16 protein-coding genes are annotated in these 16,563 nt (G+C 70.1%); 5 read left to right on the forward strand and 11 right to left on the reverse strand.

Annotation, left to right across the window (positions count from 1 at the left end; translation table 11 throughout):
- The coding region (locus tag HR086_RS33880) for a DUF6624 domain-containing protein (protein WP_174467707.1) at nt 1-739 on the forward strand (739 nt) is incomplete at its 5' end.
- Nucleotides 740-752: 13 nt separating this feature from the next.
- Here HR086_RS33880 and HR086_RS33885 read toward each other — a convergent pair.
- From HR086_RS33885 to HR086_RS33900, 4 genes are all read right to left on the reverse strand, one after another.
- On the reverse strand, nt 753-1,496 hold the full coding sequence (locus tag HR086_RS33885; RefSeq protein WP_174454672.1) for an arylamine N-acetyltransferase: 744 nt from the start codon (nt 1,494-1,496) through the stop codon (nt 753-755).
- 115 nt (nt 1,497-1,611) lie between these two features.
- On the reverse strand, nt 1,612-4,335 hold the full coding sequence (locus tag HR086_RS33890; protein WP_174467708.1) for a M1 family metallopeptidase: 2,724 nt from the start codon (nt 4,333-4,335) through the stop codon (nt 1,612-1,614).
- Nucleotides 4,336-4,433: 98 nt separating this feature from the next.
- Complete coding sequence (locus HR086_RS33895; RefSeq protein ID WP_174467709.1) at nt 4,434-5,705, reverse strand: SBBP repeat-containing protein; 1,272 nt, start codon at nt 5,703-5,705, stop codon at nt 4,434-4,436.
- Nucleotides 5,706-5,958: 253 nt separating this feature from the next.
- Complete coding sequence (locus HR086_RS33900) at nt 5,959-6,660, reverse strand: ComF family protein (RefSeq protein WP_174467710.1); 702 nt, start codon at nt 6,658-6,660, stop codon at nt 5,959-5,961.
- Between the two features lie 165 nt (nt 6,661-6,825).
- On the opposite strand from HR086_RS33900, the gene HR086_RS33905 reads away from it, so the two are divergent.
- Nucleotides 6,826-7,302, forward strand: a complete 477-nt coding sequence (locus tag HR086_RS33905; protein WP_174454676.1) for an NUDIX hydrolase — start codon at nt 6,826-6,828, stop codon at nt 7,300-7,302.
- Nucleotides 7,303-7,408: 106 nt separating this feature from the next.
- Here HR086_RS33905 and HR086_RS33910 read toward each other — a convergent pair whose 3' ends face one another.
- On the reverse strand, nt 7,409-8,356 hold the full coding sequence (locus HR086_RS33910; protein ID WP_174467711.1) for an NAD(P)-dependent alcohol dehydrogenase: 948 nt from the start codon (nt 8,354-8,356) through the stop codon (nt 7,409-7,411).
- A gap of 67 nt (nt 8,357-8,423) precedes the next feature.
- Here HR086_RS33910 and HR086_RS33915 point away from each other — a divergent pair, with 67 nt between their 5' ends.
- Complete coding sequence (locus HR086_RS33915; protein WP_174467712.1) at nt 8,424-9,350, forward strand: LysR family transcriptional regulator; 927 nt, start codon at nt 8,424-8,426, stop codon at nt 9,348-9,350.
- A gap of 3 nt (nt 9,351-9,353) precedes the next feature.
- Here HR086_RS33915 and gpmI read toward each other — a convergent pair whose 3' ends face one another.
- From gpmI to rsfS, 4 genes are all read right to left on the reverse strand, one after another.
- Complete coding sequence (gpmI, locus tag HR086_RS33920) at nt 9,354-10,895, reverse strand: 2,3-bisphosphoglycerate-independent phosphoglycerate mutase (RefSeq protein WP_174467713.1); 1,542 nt, start codon at nt 10,893-10,895, stop codon at nt 9,354-9,356.
- A gap of 80 nt (nt 10,896-10,975) precedes the next feature.
- Nucleotides 10,976-12,127: an RNA ligase RtcB family protein gene (locus HR086_RS33925; protein ID WP_141642231.1), complete on the reverse strand. Its 1,152-nt coding sequence runs from the start codon at nt 12,125-12,127 to the stop codon at nt 10,976-10,978.
- Between the two features lie 93 nt (nt 12,128-12,220).
- Nucleotides 12,221-12,685, reverse strand: coding sequence for a 23S rRNA (pseudouridine(1915)-N(3))-methyltransferase RlmH (locus HR086_RS33930; protein WP_141642232.1), 465 nt, complete (start codon nt 12,683-12,685; stop codon nt 12,221-12,223).
- Nucleotides 12,682-13,260 carry a ribosome silencing factor gene (rsfS, locus tag HR086_RS33935; protein ID WP_174454681.1) on the reverse strand — a complete coding sequence of 193 codons (579 nt, stop codon included), beginning with the start codon at nt 13,258-13,260 and terminating at the stop codon, nt 12,682-12,684. Before rsfS ends, HR086_RS33930 begins: the two co-directional genes overlap by 4 nt.
- Nucleotides 13,261-13,321: 61 nt before the next feature.
- On the opposite strand from rsfS, the gene HR086_RS33940 reads away from it, so the two are divergent.
- The gene (locus tag HR086_RS33940; protein WP_254625020.1) at nt 13,322-13,633 is read left to right on the forward strand and encodes a tetratricopeptide repeat protein; all 312 of its coding nucleotides are present in this window, start codon (nt 13,322-13,324) and stop codon (nt 13,631-13,633) included.
- Nucleotides 13,634-13,669: 36 nt separating this feature from the next.
- Here HR086_RS33940 and HR086_RS33945 read toward each other — a convergent pair whose 3' ends face one another.
- Entirely contained in the window at nt 13,670-14,740 is a 1,071-nt protein-coding gene (locus tag HR086_RS33945; protein WP_141642234.1) for a hypothetical protein, read from the reverse strand.
- A gap of 99 nt (nt 14,741-14,839) precedes the next feature.
- Here HR086_RS33945 and HR086_RS33950 point away from each other — a divergent pair, with 99 nt between their 5' ends.
- Entirely contained in the window at nt 14,840-15,379 is a 540-nt protein-coding gene (locus tag HR086_RS33950) for a hypothetical protein (protein ID WP_141642235.1), read from the forward strand.
- Here the strand turns inward: HR086_RS33950 and HR086_RS33955 are convergent.
- Nucleotides 15,376-16,440 carry a TetR family transcriptional regulator gene (locus tag HR086_RS33955; RefSeq protein WP_174467714.1) on the reverse strand — a complete coding sequence of 355 codons (1,065 nt, stop codon included), beginning with the start codon at nt 16,438-16,440 and terminating at the stop codon, nt 15,376-15,378. The two genes, HR086_RS33950 and HR086_RS33955, sit on opposite strands and share 4 nt — an antisense overlap.
- Nucleotides 16,441-16,563: the final 123 nt, after the last annotated feature.

Here is a 16,563-nt window from a genome sequence, read left to right on the forward strand (position 1 = left end):
GGGCAAGAGCCTGGCCTACACCGCGGCTTGCGTGGCCTCCCTCGCGAAGGTGAACGAGGAGGGGCTGGTCTGGTTGGAGCGCGCCGTGGACGAGGGCTTCAATGACGCGAAGCACCTCGCGAAGGACCCGGACCTGGACAACATCCGGAGCCTGCCTGGCTTCGCGCCGCTGGCAGAGCGAGTCGCCGCGGCCGACGCGAAGCAGTACGAGGCCGCGGACCCGGCGCTGCGCGACGAGCTGCTGAAGCGCGCGGACGAGGACCAGGACGTGCGCAAGCTCCTCGTGGCCTCGAATTTCAAGGACGAGGCCGTCAAGACGAAGATGCGCGAGGTCGACGCCAGCAACACGGCCTTCCTCAAGGACGTCATCGCGAAGCGGGGCTGGCCGGGCAAGGCCCTGGTGGGCGCGCGCGCCACCTTCAGTGCGTGGCTGATGGTGCAGCACGCGGACCAGGACGTGGCGTTCCAGGAGCAGGTCCTGCCGATGCTGGAGCAGGCCGTGGCGCGAGGCGAGGGTTCGGCCAAGGAGCTCGCGTACCTCACCGACCGGGTGCTGGTGAACACCGACAAGCCGCAGCGTTACGGCACCCAGTTGGAGCCGGTGGACGGGAAGATGGTGCCCAAGCAGTTGGAGGACCCGGCGAACGTGAACGCGCGTCGCGCCGCCGTGGGCCTCGACTCGGTGGAGGAGTACATCCAGAGCGTCGAGCGGATGAAGGCCGCGATGAACAAGCCGTAAGCTCGCGCGGGCCCTAGAGCACGACGCCGAAGTATTCCGCGAGCGCCCGTCGGCGGGAGTCCTCGTCCAGCACGGTCAGCTCGCGGCGCTCCTTCCCCTCGGTGATGACGAGGGCGCCTTCCTTGAGGGTGACGCGGCCCTTCGGCGTCGCCTTCGTGCAAAGCCGTCGCTGCGTGAAGATGGACTCCGGCGAAGTCTGGTGGTGGTGGCACATGCCGGTGAAGTCCTCCAGCGCGCGCGGGACGAGGGAGAGCGCGTACTGCGCCTCCCAGCCCTGCTCCGAGTCGCGCCACAGCAAGAGCCCCGCGCCGTCGGCGGCCAGCCGGTAGTCGCGTCCGGCGCGTGTCTGCACTCCCCGCTCGTCCAGGCGCAAGGGCTCCAGGAAGCCCTCTCCGAAGCCGACGTCGACGAGCCACTGCTCGCCCCCGTCCTCCACCTGGAGCGTCAGGTGGTCGAACTCCGGGCCGAACGTCCCGTCCCTGGCGTCGGAGGCGACACGCGCGGACAGCGGCGTGACGCTGTAGCCACGCGCGGTGAGCAGCCGGGAGAACAGGCCGTTGAGCTCGTAGCAGAAGCCGCCGCGCCGGCGGGTGACGACCTTGTCGAAGAGGGCGTCCGTGTCGAGCCGGATGGGGCGGCTCAGGTGGATGTCCAGGTTCTCGAACGGCACCGACTCAAGATGCGCCCGGTGCAGCGTGGCCAGCGACGCGTCGGCGGGGGCCTGGATGCGTTCCATGTATCGCGCGGCGTCGAACATGGCGCATGTCTAGCGCGGTCCACCCGGTGGGTGGAACGGGCTTTCCGGGCGGGCGTTGTCGGCCTGACGCGGCGGGAGGCTCCCTCAACTGACGAGGGAGCCTCTGCGGTGAATCCTACTTCGCCGGAGTGCTGGTGACGGGAGGCGGGCGGCGCAGGAAGGACCGCACGCTTTCGAGCTGCAGGCGGTCCGACTCCACGCACAGGCGGATGGACTCCAGCGCCCGGGCGTAGGCGCGCGGCGCGCCCTCCAGCTTGTCGACGCGGGGGCCAAGGAAGGCCTCCAGCTCCGCGCGGTGCTTGTCGTCACAGAGCGAGCCCGTCATCGCGATGAGCCAGCCCAGTTCGTCCGAGCGGACGCGGGTGGCGAGCGTGTCGAAGTGCTCGCGGTAGAAGCTCCACGCCACCTCGCGCGTCTCCGGCTCGGAGAAGGCCCCGGCGAACAGCGGGCGCGCGTCGCGCACGTCGAACTCCGTCATGGCCAGGGTCAGGTTCTCTTTCACCAGGGCCGGGTCCCGGAAGCTGGCGAGCACGTTGATCATCTGGCTGCGCTCGTTGCGGTCCTCCGCCTTGCGCGCGCGGGCGAGCAGCGTGTCGTAGAGGGCGCGGTCGGCGTTGCGCGCGGCCACCGACAGCACCAGCGGCACGGCCTCCGGGTCCACGCTGTCGCGCTTTGCGAGCCACTGGGTCGCCAGGCCCTGGGCCTCGCGCACCAGCGCGGGGTGGTGTCCCGTCATCGTCGCCAGGGCGAGGTGCAGCGAGCGCGTCTGCTTCAGTTCGTCGCTGTCGTTCTTCTTGGGCAACCAGCCCAGGGCCTTGGCGCGAGCGCCGTAGAGCTGCCCCACCCAGGTGCGGAAGCGCGCGCGCTCGGCCGGGGTGAGGTGGTCCTCGTTCACCAGGTAGAGCAGGCGGGCTCCGCCCATGACGAGGGAGCGGCTCGCGTCGGACGCGGTCGCCGGCACCATCTTCAGCGCCTCGCCGAGCGGCAGGTCACCCCGGCGCACCGACGCCTCCACGTCCGCGAGGAGCGCCAGCCGCTCCGGCACCGACAGCGTCTTCTGCGTCGCGGCGAGCACCTGGGTGAGCTGCTGGGACGAGTAGCCCGCGCGGTAGTAGCCCATGCCGCCCGCGTTGAGCAGGACCCACTGGGGGCACTTCCCGAGCGGCAGCTCCAGCTCTCCCGTGCTCTCGGAGAGCAGCTGGCAGACGCGCACGTCCTCCGCGCCGACACCCGCGCGCACGCACACGGGGACGGACCAGGTCTGGTCCTTGGAGGCGTTGGAGCCCGCGGGCAGGTAGCGCTCCTGGGACAGCTTCAGCTTCGGCCGCTTGCCGGCGTCGCACTGCACCTGGGCGGAGACGCGGGGGGCGCCCGGTTGGTCGATGAAGCTGCGGAAGGAGCGGGCGACGTCGGGGCCGGCGGTCTCCGAGAGCGTGGTGGCGAAGTCGTCGGACGTCGCGGTGCCCCACTCGTGCTTGCGCACGTGGGTGCGCAGCATGTCGCGCATCTTGTCCGGTCCCAGCCAGGACTCGAACATGCCGATGATGGCCGAGCCCTTGGCGTAGGTGGTGGAGTTGTCGAAGGAACCGATGACCTCGTCATGCGTCGTCGCGGGCTTGCGCACCGGCAGCGCGGCGGCGAGCTCGTCCGCGCTCATGGCGCCGGACAGCGCGTGGGTGCTGGCGTCCTGACCGAAGCCCCAGCTCGGGTCGAACCCATCCATCTGCTTGCGGTCCAGCCACGACGTCAGCGACTCGTTCAGCCAGATGTCGTCCCACCAGCGGCAGGTGACGATGTTGCCGAACCAGTAGTGGCCCAGTTCATGGCCCGCGATGTTGACGTACCACTTGCGGCGCTGGAGCGTTTCTTCACCGGGGCGGATGAGCGTCAGGGGCTGGCCCAGGGCGACGAGGCCCGGGTGCTCCATGGTGCCCCAGTAGCGAGGCACCACCGCGACGTCGAGCTTCTCGTACGGGTAGGCCTGGTCGAAGAAGTCCTCGAGCACGGTGACGATGCGCGGGGTGACGCTGGCCGCGTACGCCGTCTCCGGGCCGCGACCCTTGGGGACGATGAAGCGCAGCGGCACCTTGTTGCGGCCGGTGGTGCCCGCGTCCACCACGTCGAAGGGCCCCACGACGAAGGCCACGAGGTAGCTGGGCATGGGCTTGCTGTCGCGGAAGGTGATGCGCTGGAGCCCGTCGGGCAGCGTCTCCTTCGCCTCGATGGCGTGGTTGGCGAGCGCCACATCACCGGCCTTCACGGTGAAGCGCAGCCGCCAGGGCACCTTGAAGGTCGGCTCGTCGAAACAGGGGAAGGCGCGGCGCGCGTCCACCGGCTCGAAGAAGGTGTAGAGGTAGTTGTTGCCGCCTTCCTCCTGCGAGTAGATGCCCCGGCTGCGCTCGGCATCCACCTTGCCGGAGAAGGTGATGACGATGCGCGCGCGTCCAGGCGCGAGCGTCTCCGGCAGCAGCAGGCCGAGTCGTCCGTCGCTCGCGGTGACGGCCCGGGCCTCCAGCGTGCGCGAGTCCTTCTCCACGCGGGCCGCGCTCACGTCCAAATCCTGTCCGTGCAGCCAGACCTGGCGCACCGGCTCGCGCACGTCCACGTCGATGGTGACGGTGCCCGAGTACGTCGGCTCCGAGGACAGCAGCTTCATGTCCAGCGTGTAGTGGGTGGGCTGGACGGTGTCCGGGAGCCGCAGCGCGGGGGGCTGGGCTTCGGGCCACTCGGGCGTCGCCGCCGCCGTGGCCTCGGGCTTGGAGGGGACGGTGGTCTCGGTGGCGTGGGTACAGTGAAGCGAGACCAACGCGGGGACGAGGAGGAGGAGGTGCCTGCGCATGCCGCGAGGCTACCGCGCCCCTCGCGTTTGGCTACCGAGAAGGGCGCGGCGATGCGTGTCTATGAATTCCGTGTGGGTGCCGGCAGAGCCGGATTCCTTCAGAAGCGGCAGAGGAACGCGTCGTAGCCGCCGGCGCTGGGGTTGCCCGCCAGGCCGCCGAAGGTGAATCCGGTGACGTACGCGTTTCCCGAGGCATCCACGGCCACACCCCGTCCGATGTCCGAGCGGTTCGTGCCGAGCGTGCGGGTGCCAATCTTGCTGCCGAAGGCATCGAAGCGGGAGAGGAACACGTCCTGGGAGCCCGCGTAGGCGTTGCCGTCCAGTGAAGCGGTCGTGTAGCCCGTCACCTGCACGGTGCCATTGGGGGCGACGGCGACGCCGAACGCGTAGTCGGTCTGCGTCCCGCCGAGCAGGCGGCTCCACTCGCGATTGCCGGAGGCGTCATAGCGCGCGAGCAGCACATCGATGAGGCCATTGTTGGTGTTGCCGTCGAGCGTGCCGAACGTCTCACCCGCGATGTAGACACCGCCGTCCGCGCTCACGGCGACGCCCTTGGCGTCGTCGAGGTCGGAGCTGTCGACCTGGCGGACCCACTGCTGGGCGCCGAGGATGTCGAGCTTCATGAGGAAGATGTCGGTGCCCACGGGCGTGGTGACGCCGTCGAGGCTGCCGAACGTGTTGCCCACCACGTAGACTTCATAGGTGGACGTCACGGCGATGCCGCGCGCCATGTCGCTGCTGGGCGAGCCGAGTTGCTGGAGCCAGTACGGGTTGCCGCCGTCGTCGTAGAGCGCAACGATGATGTCGTAGTTGTTGGGGTTGCCGCCGTTGGCGAAGCTGCCGCCGGTGTAGCCGGAGATGAAGACCTTGTCGTTGTCGGCGACGGCGATGCCGGTGGCGAAGTCATCCATCTGCGTGCCGTTCTGCCGCAGCCACTGCTGGTTGCCCTGCGCGTCGTACTGGGTGACGAAGTAATCGAGCCCGCCCGCGTTCGCGTAGAAGCCGAAGCCGCCGAAGGTGTGGCCGGTGACATAGACGTTGCCGGCCGCGTCGGTGGCCACGGCCGTGGCGCGGTCATCCTGCGCGGTGCCCAGCTGGTGCACCCACTGCAACGTGCCGGCGGTGTCGTACTTCGCGAGGAAGACGTCCAGGCCACCGGCCTTCGGCTCCGGGCCAAGCTGGCTGGAGGTGTGGCCCACGACGTAGACGCTGTTGCCGGAGACGGCGACAGCCTGGGCCTGCTCATCGATGTTGGCGCCGAGCTGGCGGACCCAACTCGGAGGAGGAACCTGGGCCTCGGCGGAGGAGGGGGCGCCCAGAGCGCAGACGGCACCAGCCACGGCGAACGTGCTCAACAGGGGGTGTTTCATCTCGGACTCCATTCTCAGTGGGGGAACTGAGCCGTGGAGCGGATGGGAAATCTGTCACCACGGCAAGTATGCAAGACCACGGGACGCGTGCGCGTGGAAGATGGGTAATGAAAGACAGCCCGAAGCTGTGTTTGACCCGGGCGTGAGTTGTTGTTGACCCCGTTGCAGATGACGCGGTGTGACAGCTTCAGCACGTGGGGGTCTGGTGACGTGCGGGTGTCTCAACGTGACACGTGGGTTTCGGGCGGCTCGCTCAGGTGAGGGTGAAGGCGCGCGCGAGCGTCAGCACTTCGACGCGGGTGGCGCCAGCCGCGTGCAGGGCGATGGCCGCGGCGCGGGCCGTGGCGCCGGTGGTGAAGACATCGTCGAGCAGCAGCACCTCGTGTCCCGTGACGTCGGACGACGCGGTGAAGGCCTCCGCGACGTTGTCGGCGCGCTCCGCTTCGGTGAGACCCACCTGTCGCTGTGTCTCTCGCGTGCGTGTGAGCCAACCCACCGGGGCTTGTCGGCCCACGCACTTCGCCAACGAGCCCGCGAGCAACTGGGCCTGGTCGTACTTGCGCGAGTGATACCGGCGCGTGTGCAGGGGGAGGGCCACCACGCGGTCCGGAGCCCGGGAGAGGAAGCTCCTCGCCTCGTCCGCAAGCAACTCCGCGAGGGGCTCGGCGAGTTCCGGATGGTCCTCGTACTTGAAGCGGTGGATGGCTCGCGCCAGGGGGCCCTCGTGCGCGAAGGGGGCCCAGGCGCGGGAGAAGGGTGGAGGGTGGGCCCGGCAGCGCGGGCATGAGCCGCCAGGGAAGGTGCCGGGCTCGGCGCAGGTGCGGCAGCACCCGGGAGGCAAGCGCTCCAGGGCCGTGTCACACGTCTCGCAGAAGAAGGCCCCGGGACCGGGAAGGACTCTCGCGCAGGCGATGCATGCGGGAGGGTAGAGGACGTCCAGCAGGGCTCTGAGCATGCGGGGCGTGCCTTGCAGCGAGGGTGCCACGCTGTCGAGTCAGGAGTTGGCGGTGATGCCCCCGCACCCGGGGGGATGTTGACGCGCCACCGGGTTCCTCGACATCGTTGCGGAGCGCATGACGTTGCACGGCGTCCCGATGAACTTCATCCCAGGGAGACGCAGATGAGCGGTGGGCGGGTCTGGCAGGGGAACTGGAGGGTTCGCCTGTATGCGCGGGTCCGCGAGCGGGGTTACGACTCGCTGACCGCCTTCGCGGATGCACGGCCCGCCGTCTCGCTGATGGGACTGGCGGATGAGCTCGGGAAGGGAGAGGTCGCCGGTCTCCAGATTTTGAGCGTGCTGCGCTCCGAGGCGGAGTCCCGCGAGCAGGTCACCCGCTTCGTTCGCGACGCGCTGGTGCGCAACATGGCCGAGTACCTTCCGAATGGCTGGCCCGAGGTCATGGACGATGAGTCCCGCTTCGTGGTCGCCAAGCTGCTGACCTTCTGGTCCACCGACATCCCGGAGACGCACCGCAAGCGCGTCGAGAACGCCCGCGTCTCGCTCCGGACGTCTCCACCGCCCTCCGGCTGGCGCCCGCTCGGACCCGACGACGCGTTGCTGTGCACGCTGCTGCCCGATGACGAAGCGCGTGGGTGAGCCCACGGCCAGCGTCTGGTTCGACGCTCGGTGCCATCCACGAGGGGCTCGCGGTCGAAGGGCCTTTCTGTCCGGGGACCCACCGCGGTGACGGACTGTCCCTGACTCAGTCACCGAGCCGGATGACGACCTTGCCGACGAGTCCACGCTTCTCGGCGACCTCGAAGGCGCGCCGATGGTCGGAGAGCTCGAACACCTGCGTGGGGCCAGGAGTCAGCTCGCCCGCGTCGAAGTGCCGGCCCAGTTCCTCGAGGGCGGCCGTGGTGGACTGGGTGATGACGAAGCGGTGCTTCTGGGCGCGGAACGGGTTCTGGACGGCGGCGCTGGCGAGCTTCCAGGGGCCCGGCTCGAAGTCGACGTAGACGCCGTGGGGCTCCAGGAGGGCGCGAGCCTCGCTGAAGGGAAGCCGCGCGGAGAGGTCGAGCACCGCGTCGAAGGTCTTCCCTGACGCCAGGATGGAGTCGCGCTGGTAGTCGATGACCGTGTCAGCGCCGAGTTCGTGAGCCAACGCGACGCCGTCGGTGCCACTGACCGCCGTGACGTGTGCCCCCGCCCGTCTGGCGAGCTGGAGGGCGTACGGCCCCAGCCCTCCGCTGGCGCCGTTGAGCAGCACGTGGTCACCCTCCTTGATGCGCGCGACGGCTCGCACGGCGGTCCGGGCCGCGAGTCCGACGACCGCGACGGCCGCGGCCTGCACGGCGTCCAGCGACCTGGGCACCTTCGCGACGACTCGCGCCGGGACGGAGATGTGCTCGGAGAGGTAGCCCGCCTTGAAGGAGCCCATGCCGCCGAAGACGTCGTCCCCGACGCGGAAGCCGGACACGCCCTCACCCACCTGCTCCACCACACCCGCGAAATCGAGGCCCGGGGTCTTCGGGAACCTCGTGCCACTGAGCAGCCGGGCATCGCCTCGCCGAATCTTTCCGTCGAGCGGGTTGATGGACACGGCACGCACGCGCACGACGAGGTGCCCGGCGCGAGGAGCCGGCGGGGCCACGTCGGAGAGGGTCAGGACGTCAGGACCACCAAAGCGTTCGTAGGTCACGGTTTTCATGCGGAAAGGAGTAAGTCCACTGAGCCATTCGCGGAACTTGATGTTCGGAAGGCCTATGCTTCATGAAATGAATGTCTCGACGTTCGACCTGAACCACGCGCGTGCACTCCACTTCCTGCTGGAGGAGGGCCATGTCGCCCGGGCCGCGCGGAGACTGGGAATCACGCCCGCGGCGGCGAGCAATGCGTTGAGAGGTCTGCGCCGCGACTTCGATGACGCGCTGCTGGTCCGGACAGGGCGGACGCTCACGAGGACCGCTCTGGGGGAGCAGCTTCGCGGGCCCGCGCGTGAAGTCCTGGCCGCCGCGGAGCGCCTCTTCGTCGTGGGCGTGCCGTTCGAGCCGAGCGCGTACGACGGCGAACTCATCCTCGCGACCTCGGACCGCGTGGCGGAGGTCCTGCTATCAGCGCTCGATGGGTTGCTGACCGCGCGGGCTCCACGAGCGCGTCTCTCCGTCCACACGATGACGGTCGACCTCGCGGCGTTCCTGCGAGAGAACGACGGCCTGGCCATCATGCCGGGGGCTGCCCGGGAGCGGGGACTCTCGTCGGAGAAGCTGTTCCTGGACGACTTCGTCTGCGTGCTCCGCAAGGGGCATCCGCTCCTCAAGGGGCCGTGGACGATTCGGCGCTTCGCGGCGGCCGAGCACCTCCTCGTCGCGCCCCTGGGGCGGACTCAGCGGGGCGCGGTGGACGCGCTGCTCGAAACGCAGGGACTCACCCGGAGGATAGCGCGCGTCGTGAATTCGTTCGCGCTGGCGATGCCCCTGCTCGCCGCCTCGGACCGAATCACCGTCCTGCCGCGCAGCTTTGCCCAGGCGCGAGCCCGGGAGTGGGGCATCGTGGTGAGACCGCTTCCCTTCGAGCTGCCCAACATCGAGATGGAGCTGTCGTGGCACCCGAGGCATGAGCGGGACCCGAAGCACGTCTGGTTTCGGGCCCTCCTGCAGGAAGCCGTGCGCGTCTCGGGGCTCCCGCGCCCCGCGACGCGATAGGCCTCACGGCAGCACGCCCTGCCGGTTCATCTCCTTGGACTGGGGCAGGCCCATCACCTTGCACAGCGTGGGGGCGATGTCCGCGAGGATGCCGGGGCGCAGCTTCTGCCCCCGGAACGCGGGATGGATGAGGTGGAACGGCACCGGGTTGAGCGTGTGCGCGGTGTGCGGCTCGCCGGTGTTGGGGTCCACCATCTGCTCGCAGTTGCCGTGGTCCGCGGAGATGGCCATCACCCAGCCGTTGCGTTCGCACGCCTTGCCGAGCACTCCCAGGCACTCGTCCACCACGCGCACCGCCTGCATCGCCGCGTCCAGCCGGCCGCTGTGCCCCACCATGTCCGGGTTGGCGAAGTTCGCCAGCGCGAAGTCATACGTGCCCGAGTCCAGCCGACGCACCAGCTCCGCCGTCACCTCGCGCGCCGACATCTCCGGCTTCAAGTCGTACGTCTTCACGTCACGCGGGCTGGGCACCAGGTGCCGGTCTTCTCCCGGGTAGACGACTTCGCGCCCGCCGTTGAAGAAGAACGTCACGTGCGCGTACTTCTCCGTCTCCGCCGTGCGGAACTGGCGCAAGCCCTGACGCGACAGCAGCTCCGGGAAGATGTCCTGCGGCTGGTCCGGCGCGAAGACCACCGGCAAATCGAAGGTCTCGTCGTACTGGGTCATGCAGACGTAGCGCCCCAGCCGCAGCCCACCCCGGTCGAAGTCCTTGAAGCTCGGGTACGCCAGCGCCTGCGTCAGCTCCCGCGCGCGGTCCGCGCGGAAGTTGAAGAACAGCACCGTGTCCCCATCCTGGATGCGGCCCACGGGAGTGCCGTCCCCACTGGCCAGCACCGTGGGCTTCACGAACTCGTCGGTCACCTTCTCCGCGTACGACGCGCGAATCGCGCTCAGCGCGTCCGGAGCCTTGGGCCCCCTGCCGTACACCAGCGCCTCGTACGCGAGCTGCACGCGGTCCCAGCGCTTGTCGCGGTCCATCGCGTAATAGCGCCCGCTCACCGTGGCGATGCGCCCCGTGTGCGTCTCGTGAAGGAAGCGCTCCAGCTCCTCCACGTAGCCCAGCGCGCTCTGCGGCGGCGTGTCGCGCCCATCCAGGAACGCATGCACGTAGACGTGCGCGACGCCCCGCTCACGCGCGGCCTTCAGCAGCGCGTACAGGTGCTCCATCGACGAGTGCACGCCACCCGGAGACACCAGCCCCAACAGGTGCAGCGCCTTGCTGTCCGCCTTCACGCCGTCCATCGCGGCGCGCAGCACGGGGTTTCGCGCCAGCTCCCCGGACTCCGCCGCGCGGTTGATGCGCACCAGGTCCTGGTAGACGATTCGGCCCGCGCCGATGTTGGTGTGGCCGACCTCCGAGTTGCCCATCTGCCCCTCGGGCAGGCCCACGGCCAATCCCGAGGTCTGTAGCTCGGTGAACGGGTAGGGGCTCGTCAGCTTGTCGAGGTGCGGGGTTCCGGCCAGGAGGATGGCATTCGCCTCTCGCTCGTGACGGATGCCCCAGCCATCCAAAATGCAGAGCAGGACCTTGTGCGCGGCAGTCATGCCCGAACCCTAACCACGCAGGCGCCGGACGGAGAGGGCAAAAAGCACCGGACCACCCCGTTTCCGGGCTCGGGGCCGCGCTACTCCTCGCGGGAGCGCGTCTTGTACGTCAGCACTGGCGCCAGGGTGGCCACCACCCGCACCAGCCCCGCCTCCACCAGGTCCGTCACCACGCGGTCAATCGGCTTGTACGCGGGCGGCGCCTCCTCGAAGAGCAGGTCCTTGTTCTCGCAGACGACGTGACTCTTGAAGGGGGTGCGCGTGAGCGACTCCGCGGTGAAGCGCTCCTTCATGCGCTCGCGGGCGGCCGTGCGCGTCCACTTGCGGCCCGCGCCGTGCGCCAGGCTGTACGCGCTGCCCGTCCCATCCCCCAGCGGCACCACCAGATAGCTCAGCGCGCCACGGCTGCCCGGAATCACCACGGGCCCCTCGTCCGAGGGCGCCGCGCCCTTACGGTGCAGCCACCGCGTGCCACCCGCGTCCCGCCGAGGCGTCACGCTGTTGTGGCAGACATCCAACACCCGACGGGCCGGAGCGCCAATCCCATCCAGCACCCGCCGCGCCACCAGCGCCCGGTTCGCCCGAGCCCACGCCACCGCGTGGTCATGCCGCGTCAGATACGCCCGCGCGTCGTCCGAGTCCTCCAGCAACCCGCCCGCCGCATGCCGGTCCACGTGGGCCCGGAGAATCGCCTCGCCCAGTCCGCGTGAGCCCGAGTGCACCAGCAGGAGCAACCGGTCCGCCGCCAGCCCCAGCGCCGCGAAGCCCTCCGCGTCGTGCACCGCGTCCACCCGCTGCACCTCCGCGAAGTGGTTGCCGCCGCCCACCGTCCCCAGCGCCGCCTCGAACCCGGAGGCCTTCACGCCTTCTTCCGCCAGGAAGCCTTCCGCGTCTCCGCTCCAGGTCCCCTCGACGTCCAGCTTCGCCGCCCAACGCTCCGCCTTGGCCTTGCGCGCCAACATCCCCACGTCCCACAGCCCCATGCCACAGCCGATGTCGCTGCCCACCAGGTACGGATAGAGGATGCCTTCCGAGGTGAAGGCGGCACCCACCGGCGCGCCCTTTCCCGGGTGCAAATCCGGAAGTCCCACCGCGTGCCTCATGCCGGGCAGGCGCGCCACGGCCTCCAACTGCCGCACCGCCTCTCCCTCCACCCACGATTGGGGCGAGGCGATGATGCGGACGGTCGCGGGTGGAGACGTCAGGGGGGCCTGGGTGCCGGCGGTGCTCATGAGGCCCGTTGACGCCCCCTGTCTGGTGGGCCTGACGCAGGCGAGCGCGGCAGGGCCCGGAGTCCCGCTCCCGCCGCCTGCTCGCCTGGTGGGCTACTTGTGGTACGGCTCGCCCTTGAGAATGGTGAACGCGCGGTAGAGCTGCTCCACGAGCACCACGCGCGCCAGCCGGTGGGGCAGCGTCATCTTCGACAGGGACAGCGTGAGGTTCGCCGCGTCCCGCACGCTCGAGTCCAGCCCCTCGTCACCACCGATGACGAAGAGCAGGTCCTTGGCGCCCGTCTGCGCCTTGCCCACGTAGCGGCTGAGCTCCACCGAGTCGAGCAGCGAGCCACGCTCGTCCAGCGCGATGACCCAGTCCTGCGGCTTGCGCTTGGAGAGAATCGCCTCCGCCTCGGCGGCCTTCGCGTCGCCCGGCTTGAGCTTCTTGCCGCTCGCCTCGGTCAGCTCCACCAGCTCGAAGCGGGTGTAGTGGCCCAGGCGGCGGGCGTACTCCTGGACCGCCGGCTCGTAGAGACCCGAGCGGTCCTTGCCGATGGTCAGGAGGCGGACCTTCAGGAGACCTTCTCCCGGTTCGCGTCCGCCCAGAGACCTTCCAGGTCATAGTGCGCGCGCAGGTCCGCGAGGAACAGGTGCGCCACCACCTCGCCGTAGTCGAGCAACACCCACTGGCCCGTCTCGACGCCCTCGGTGCCGAGCGCGCGCACCGGCTGCTCGCCCTGCTTGAGCTGCACGTGGACGTTCTCCGCCATCGCGCTGACCTGACGGTCGCTCTCGCCGGAGGCGATGACGATGTAGTCCGCGTAGGACGTCATGCCCCGAACGTCCAGGATGACGACGTCCAGCGCCTTCTTGTCGAGCAGCAGCTGGGCCATGCGCCGCGCCAGCGCCTGCGCCTGCGGGTTCTCCGCCGGGCCCGCCTTCTGCTGGGCGGCGCCTGGCAGCTTCGCCTTCTTCTTCGCCCTCAGGGGGACCTTGCCCGGGGTCTTCTTGCGAGCCGGCGCCTTCTTGGGAGCGGGAGCCTTGCCCTTGGGGGCCGTCCTGCCCGTCGCCGTCTTCTTCTGCTTCCGCGCCGGGGCCTTGGCCTTGGTCGCGCTCTTCTTTCGTGGGGTCGTCTTCTTCTTCGTTGCCATGTGCGGCGCACCCTACCGCACCCTTGGCAACACGGCATGGGTCCTCTATGGGGTGTTGTCCATGAGCGACGCCCGCCTGGAACAGTTCAAGAAGATGGCCGCTGACTTCCCGGACTCCCCCATGAGCCACTTCTCCCTGGGGAAGTTGTACCTGGAGCGAAAGCAGTACGCCGAGGCGGCGTCTGCCCTGGAGGCGGCCGTGCGCCTGGACCCGACCTACGCCGCGGCCCTGGTCTCCCTGGGGGACGCGCTCTCCGGGGCCGGGCAGGTGGCGCGGGCCCGCGAGGTGCTCACCCAGGCCCGTGAGCACGCCCTGGCCCAGGGCCACCCGGGGCTCGCCGAGGAAATCGACGAGCGCATCTCCGACCTGTGATGAACACGAGGGCCTTCGAGTCCTCGCCGGGCCTGCTCAGTCCCGCCAGGTGAAGCCGACGCCGAACACCTGTCGCGAGTAGGAGAGCTGATTGCGGGGCAGCCGGGTGCTCCACAGGCCCCAGGACACCTCCAGGTCCACCCGCTCCGACACCGGGCGCGCCAGCTTCAGGGACAGGGAGTTCTGTCCCTCGTCCTCCTCGACGAGGATGATTTCGGGCGACAGGTAGATGCCATCCGGATAGCGGGTGATGCCCAGTGAACCCTGCGCCAGCAGCGTCACCTTCCAGGGCAGGCGCACCCCCGCGTTGCCCGTCACGCGGTGGCGCAGCACCGTCTCCCCGAAGCTGTTGGACGTGACTTCCTGGTACGCGTACGTCAGCCCCAGCGTCACCGGGCCCCGGTAGTTGTAGCTGGCGCCCGCCGTGAGCGCGCCATCCTCGCGCCGGCCCAGGGACGAAGCACCGGAGGCGCCGGGCCTGGGCCGGGCCAGGGGACCGTAGCGGCGCGCGCCCCAGTCACCGAAGAGCGACAGGCTGTGGCGCCGGTCGAAGCGGTAGCGGCCCACCACGCCCAGCTCCGCCCCGCCGAAGTTGGCTGTCTTATCCGGCCGATACACGAAACGACGCGCGCCTGCCCGCACCCGCAGCGCCAGTCGCACGTCCGGCGCGTACTCGGCGAACACGCTTGCTCCCAGGTCCGAGTACGCCCGCGTGCCGCCCCGCCGGTCCTTCGCGTGTCCCTCCGCCCCCAGGCCGAACTCGGTGCCCAGCGCCAGCGAGGCCTCCAGGGCCCCGGTCTGGATGAGCGTGTCCTCATCCGAGAAGCCCACGTACTTGCGCGCGCCCAGCTCGTAGCGGCCCACCAGTTGGGTGCGCTCGAACGTCGCGCGCCCCTCGGCCGAGCCCAGCACGCTCAGCGCCGGGTCCGCTCCAGGCGAGGGCGTGCTGCCGTCGGAGAAGTCGCGCGGCGCGTTGGTGTCCACCAGCAGCCGCGCGGTGCCCTTCAGCGCGCCCTCCCACTCGACCGCGGACGCGGGCCGAGCGGCGAGCAACACGAGGAGGACCAGGAGGGTAGGGCGGGAGCGGGACACGACGCCGGGCAACATAGCCGGCCTCGTGCCTGCACGCCCCACTCGCGGGAGGGCGGGCCCGTTCGCCAGGTTGGCGGCAGTGACGTCACGCCGGCCGCCCGGTACATTGGTGGAATGCGCCCTGTCTCACTTCTCGCGGCGGCGGTCGGCTTGGGACTCGCCGCCTGCGCCCAGTCCTCGTTCATCACCGAGGTGAGGGGCGAAACCACCGTGCCCGCGACCCTGCCCGGCGGTAGCACGGAGCTCAACGCCTTTCCCCCCATCAGCAGCCTGGCGGGGATGGACTTCGACCAGAACCAGGACTTCAAGAACCAGGGGCTTTCCAAGGACGAGGTGACGTCCGTCCACGTCGACTCCCTGTCGCTCCAGATTCTCAGCCCCAACGACGTGGACTTCACCTTCCTGGACAACGTGGAGTTCTTCGTCCGAGCGGGAGACCGGGAGTCGCGCATCGCCTGGAAGAACGACCTGGCGCGCTCGAATCTCCGTCCGCCCAACCCCACGCTGAGACTGGATTTGGGGGACGTGGAAATGCAGCCCTACGTGTCCGCGCCGACGATGAGCATCATCATCCGCGGCAAGGGCCGCACGCCGGAGCGGGAAGTCCGCCTGCGCGCGGTGGTGCGGTTGGAAGTCGAGTCCGGACTGCTCTAGGGCGTCGCCAGTTCCTGGGCGCGGTGCTCCAGCGCGCCGGCCCGGCCGTCCAGCTCGTGGGCGAGGGCCTCCAGCCGCTTCGCCTCCGCCTCCATCGCCGCCAGGTCCACCGGGCCGCCGGCCGCGAGTGTCTGGGCGCGCACGCCGTCCACCTGCGGGCGACGGTCCGTGGCGCGCGCGGGAACGGGCTCCGGAAGCGCGGGGTCCCTGCCGGTGCCGGGCTGGGGCGTGGTGGGAATGCCCGGGGTGTCGGTGCCCTCCCCTGGCGGCGAGCCCCCGGAGACATCTGCCTCTCCGGCGAACAAGCCTCCGCCCCGGTCGCTGGGCGCCACGCTGAGGGTCCGGTCCGAGCGCATGCGCAGCCGCAGCCGACGGTCCTGCTCGTCGAACATGGATTCCTCGCCGAGGAAGTCGCTCATGCGCCGGTCCAGGTCCTTCTCCTCGCGCACCTCGGTGATGCGCGCACGCAGGGACTTGAGGCGCTCGCGCACCTTGTCCTCGGCGTCACGCAGCGTGTCCGCCTGCTCCAGCAGGTCCTCCGGGTCATCTCCGCCGGCGGTGGCCTTGTCCATCATGGGCACCCGCGAGGCCGGCAGCGCCGCGCGCACCGCGTCCCGCTCCGTGCGAGTGGTGCGCAGCGCCTCCAACAGCGTGGCGCGCTGGCCCCGGTCCGCTGTCTGGTCCCAAGCGCCGCGCAGCCGCGCCAGTTCGTCCGACAGTGCCTGATGCAGCGCCAGGTGCGCGCGCTCCGACTCGCCCTCCGCCGTGGACACCGACTGCGCCAGTCCGGTGAGCGAGCCGCTCAGCTCCTGCGAGCGCCGCAGCGCCGCCTCCAGCTCCGTGCCCGTCGTCAGCCGACCCTTGCGCTCCGCCTTCAGCGCCTCGATTCGCGCGGCCACGCCCTGCAGTTCGTCCCGCAGCGCCTGCTGCTGGGTGCGTAGCGAGCGCGCCTCCGTCCTCGCCGCCTGCGCCCGCGAGCGCGCCGCCTCCAGCCCGGACGCGGCCCAGACGGGCACGGCGCAGAGCAGGCACAGCAAAAGCGCGAGGGGGCGGGGACTCATCAGCGGCCTCCCTTGAGCAAAGCGGATGCCAGCCTGCTCTGTCCTCTCCTCCACCGGAGCCCGGGAAAAGCCCTGGGATTCCAGGCGCCTGGACACACCAGGTGGGGGCAGGTGGGGGAGGGG

Origin of the sequence: Myxococcus sp. CA039A (assembly GCF_013336645.1) — a bacterium.
In the GTDB taxonomy this organism is placed as follows: domain Bacteria; phylum Myxococcota; class Myxococcia; order Myxococcales; family Myxococcaceae; genus Myxococcus; species Myxococcus llanfairpwllgwyngyllgogerychwyrndrobwllllantysiliogogogochensis.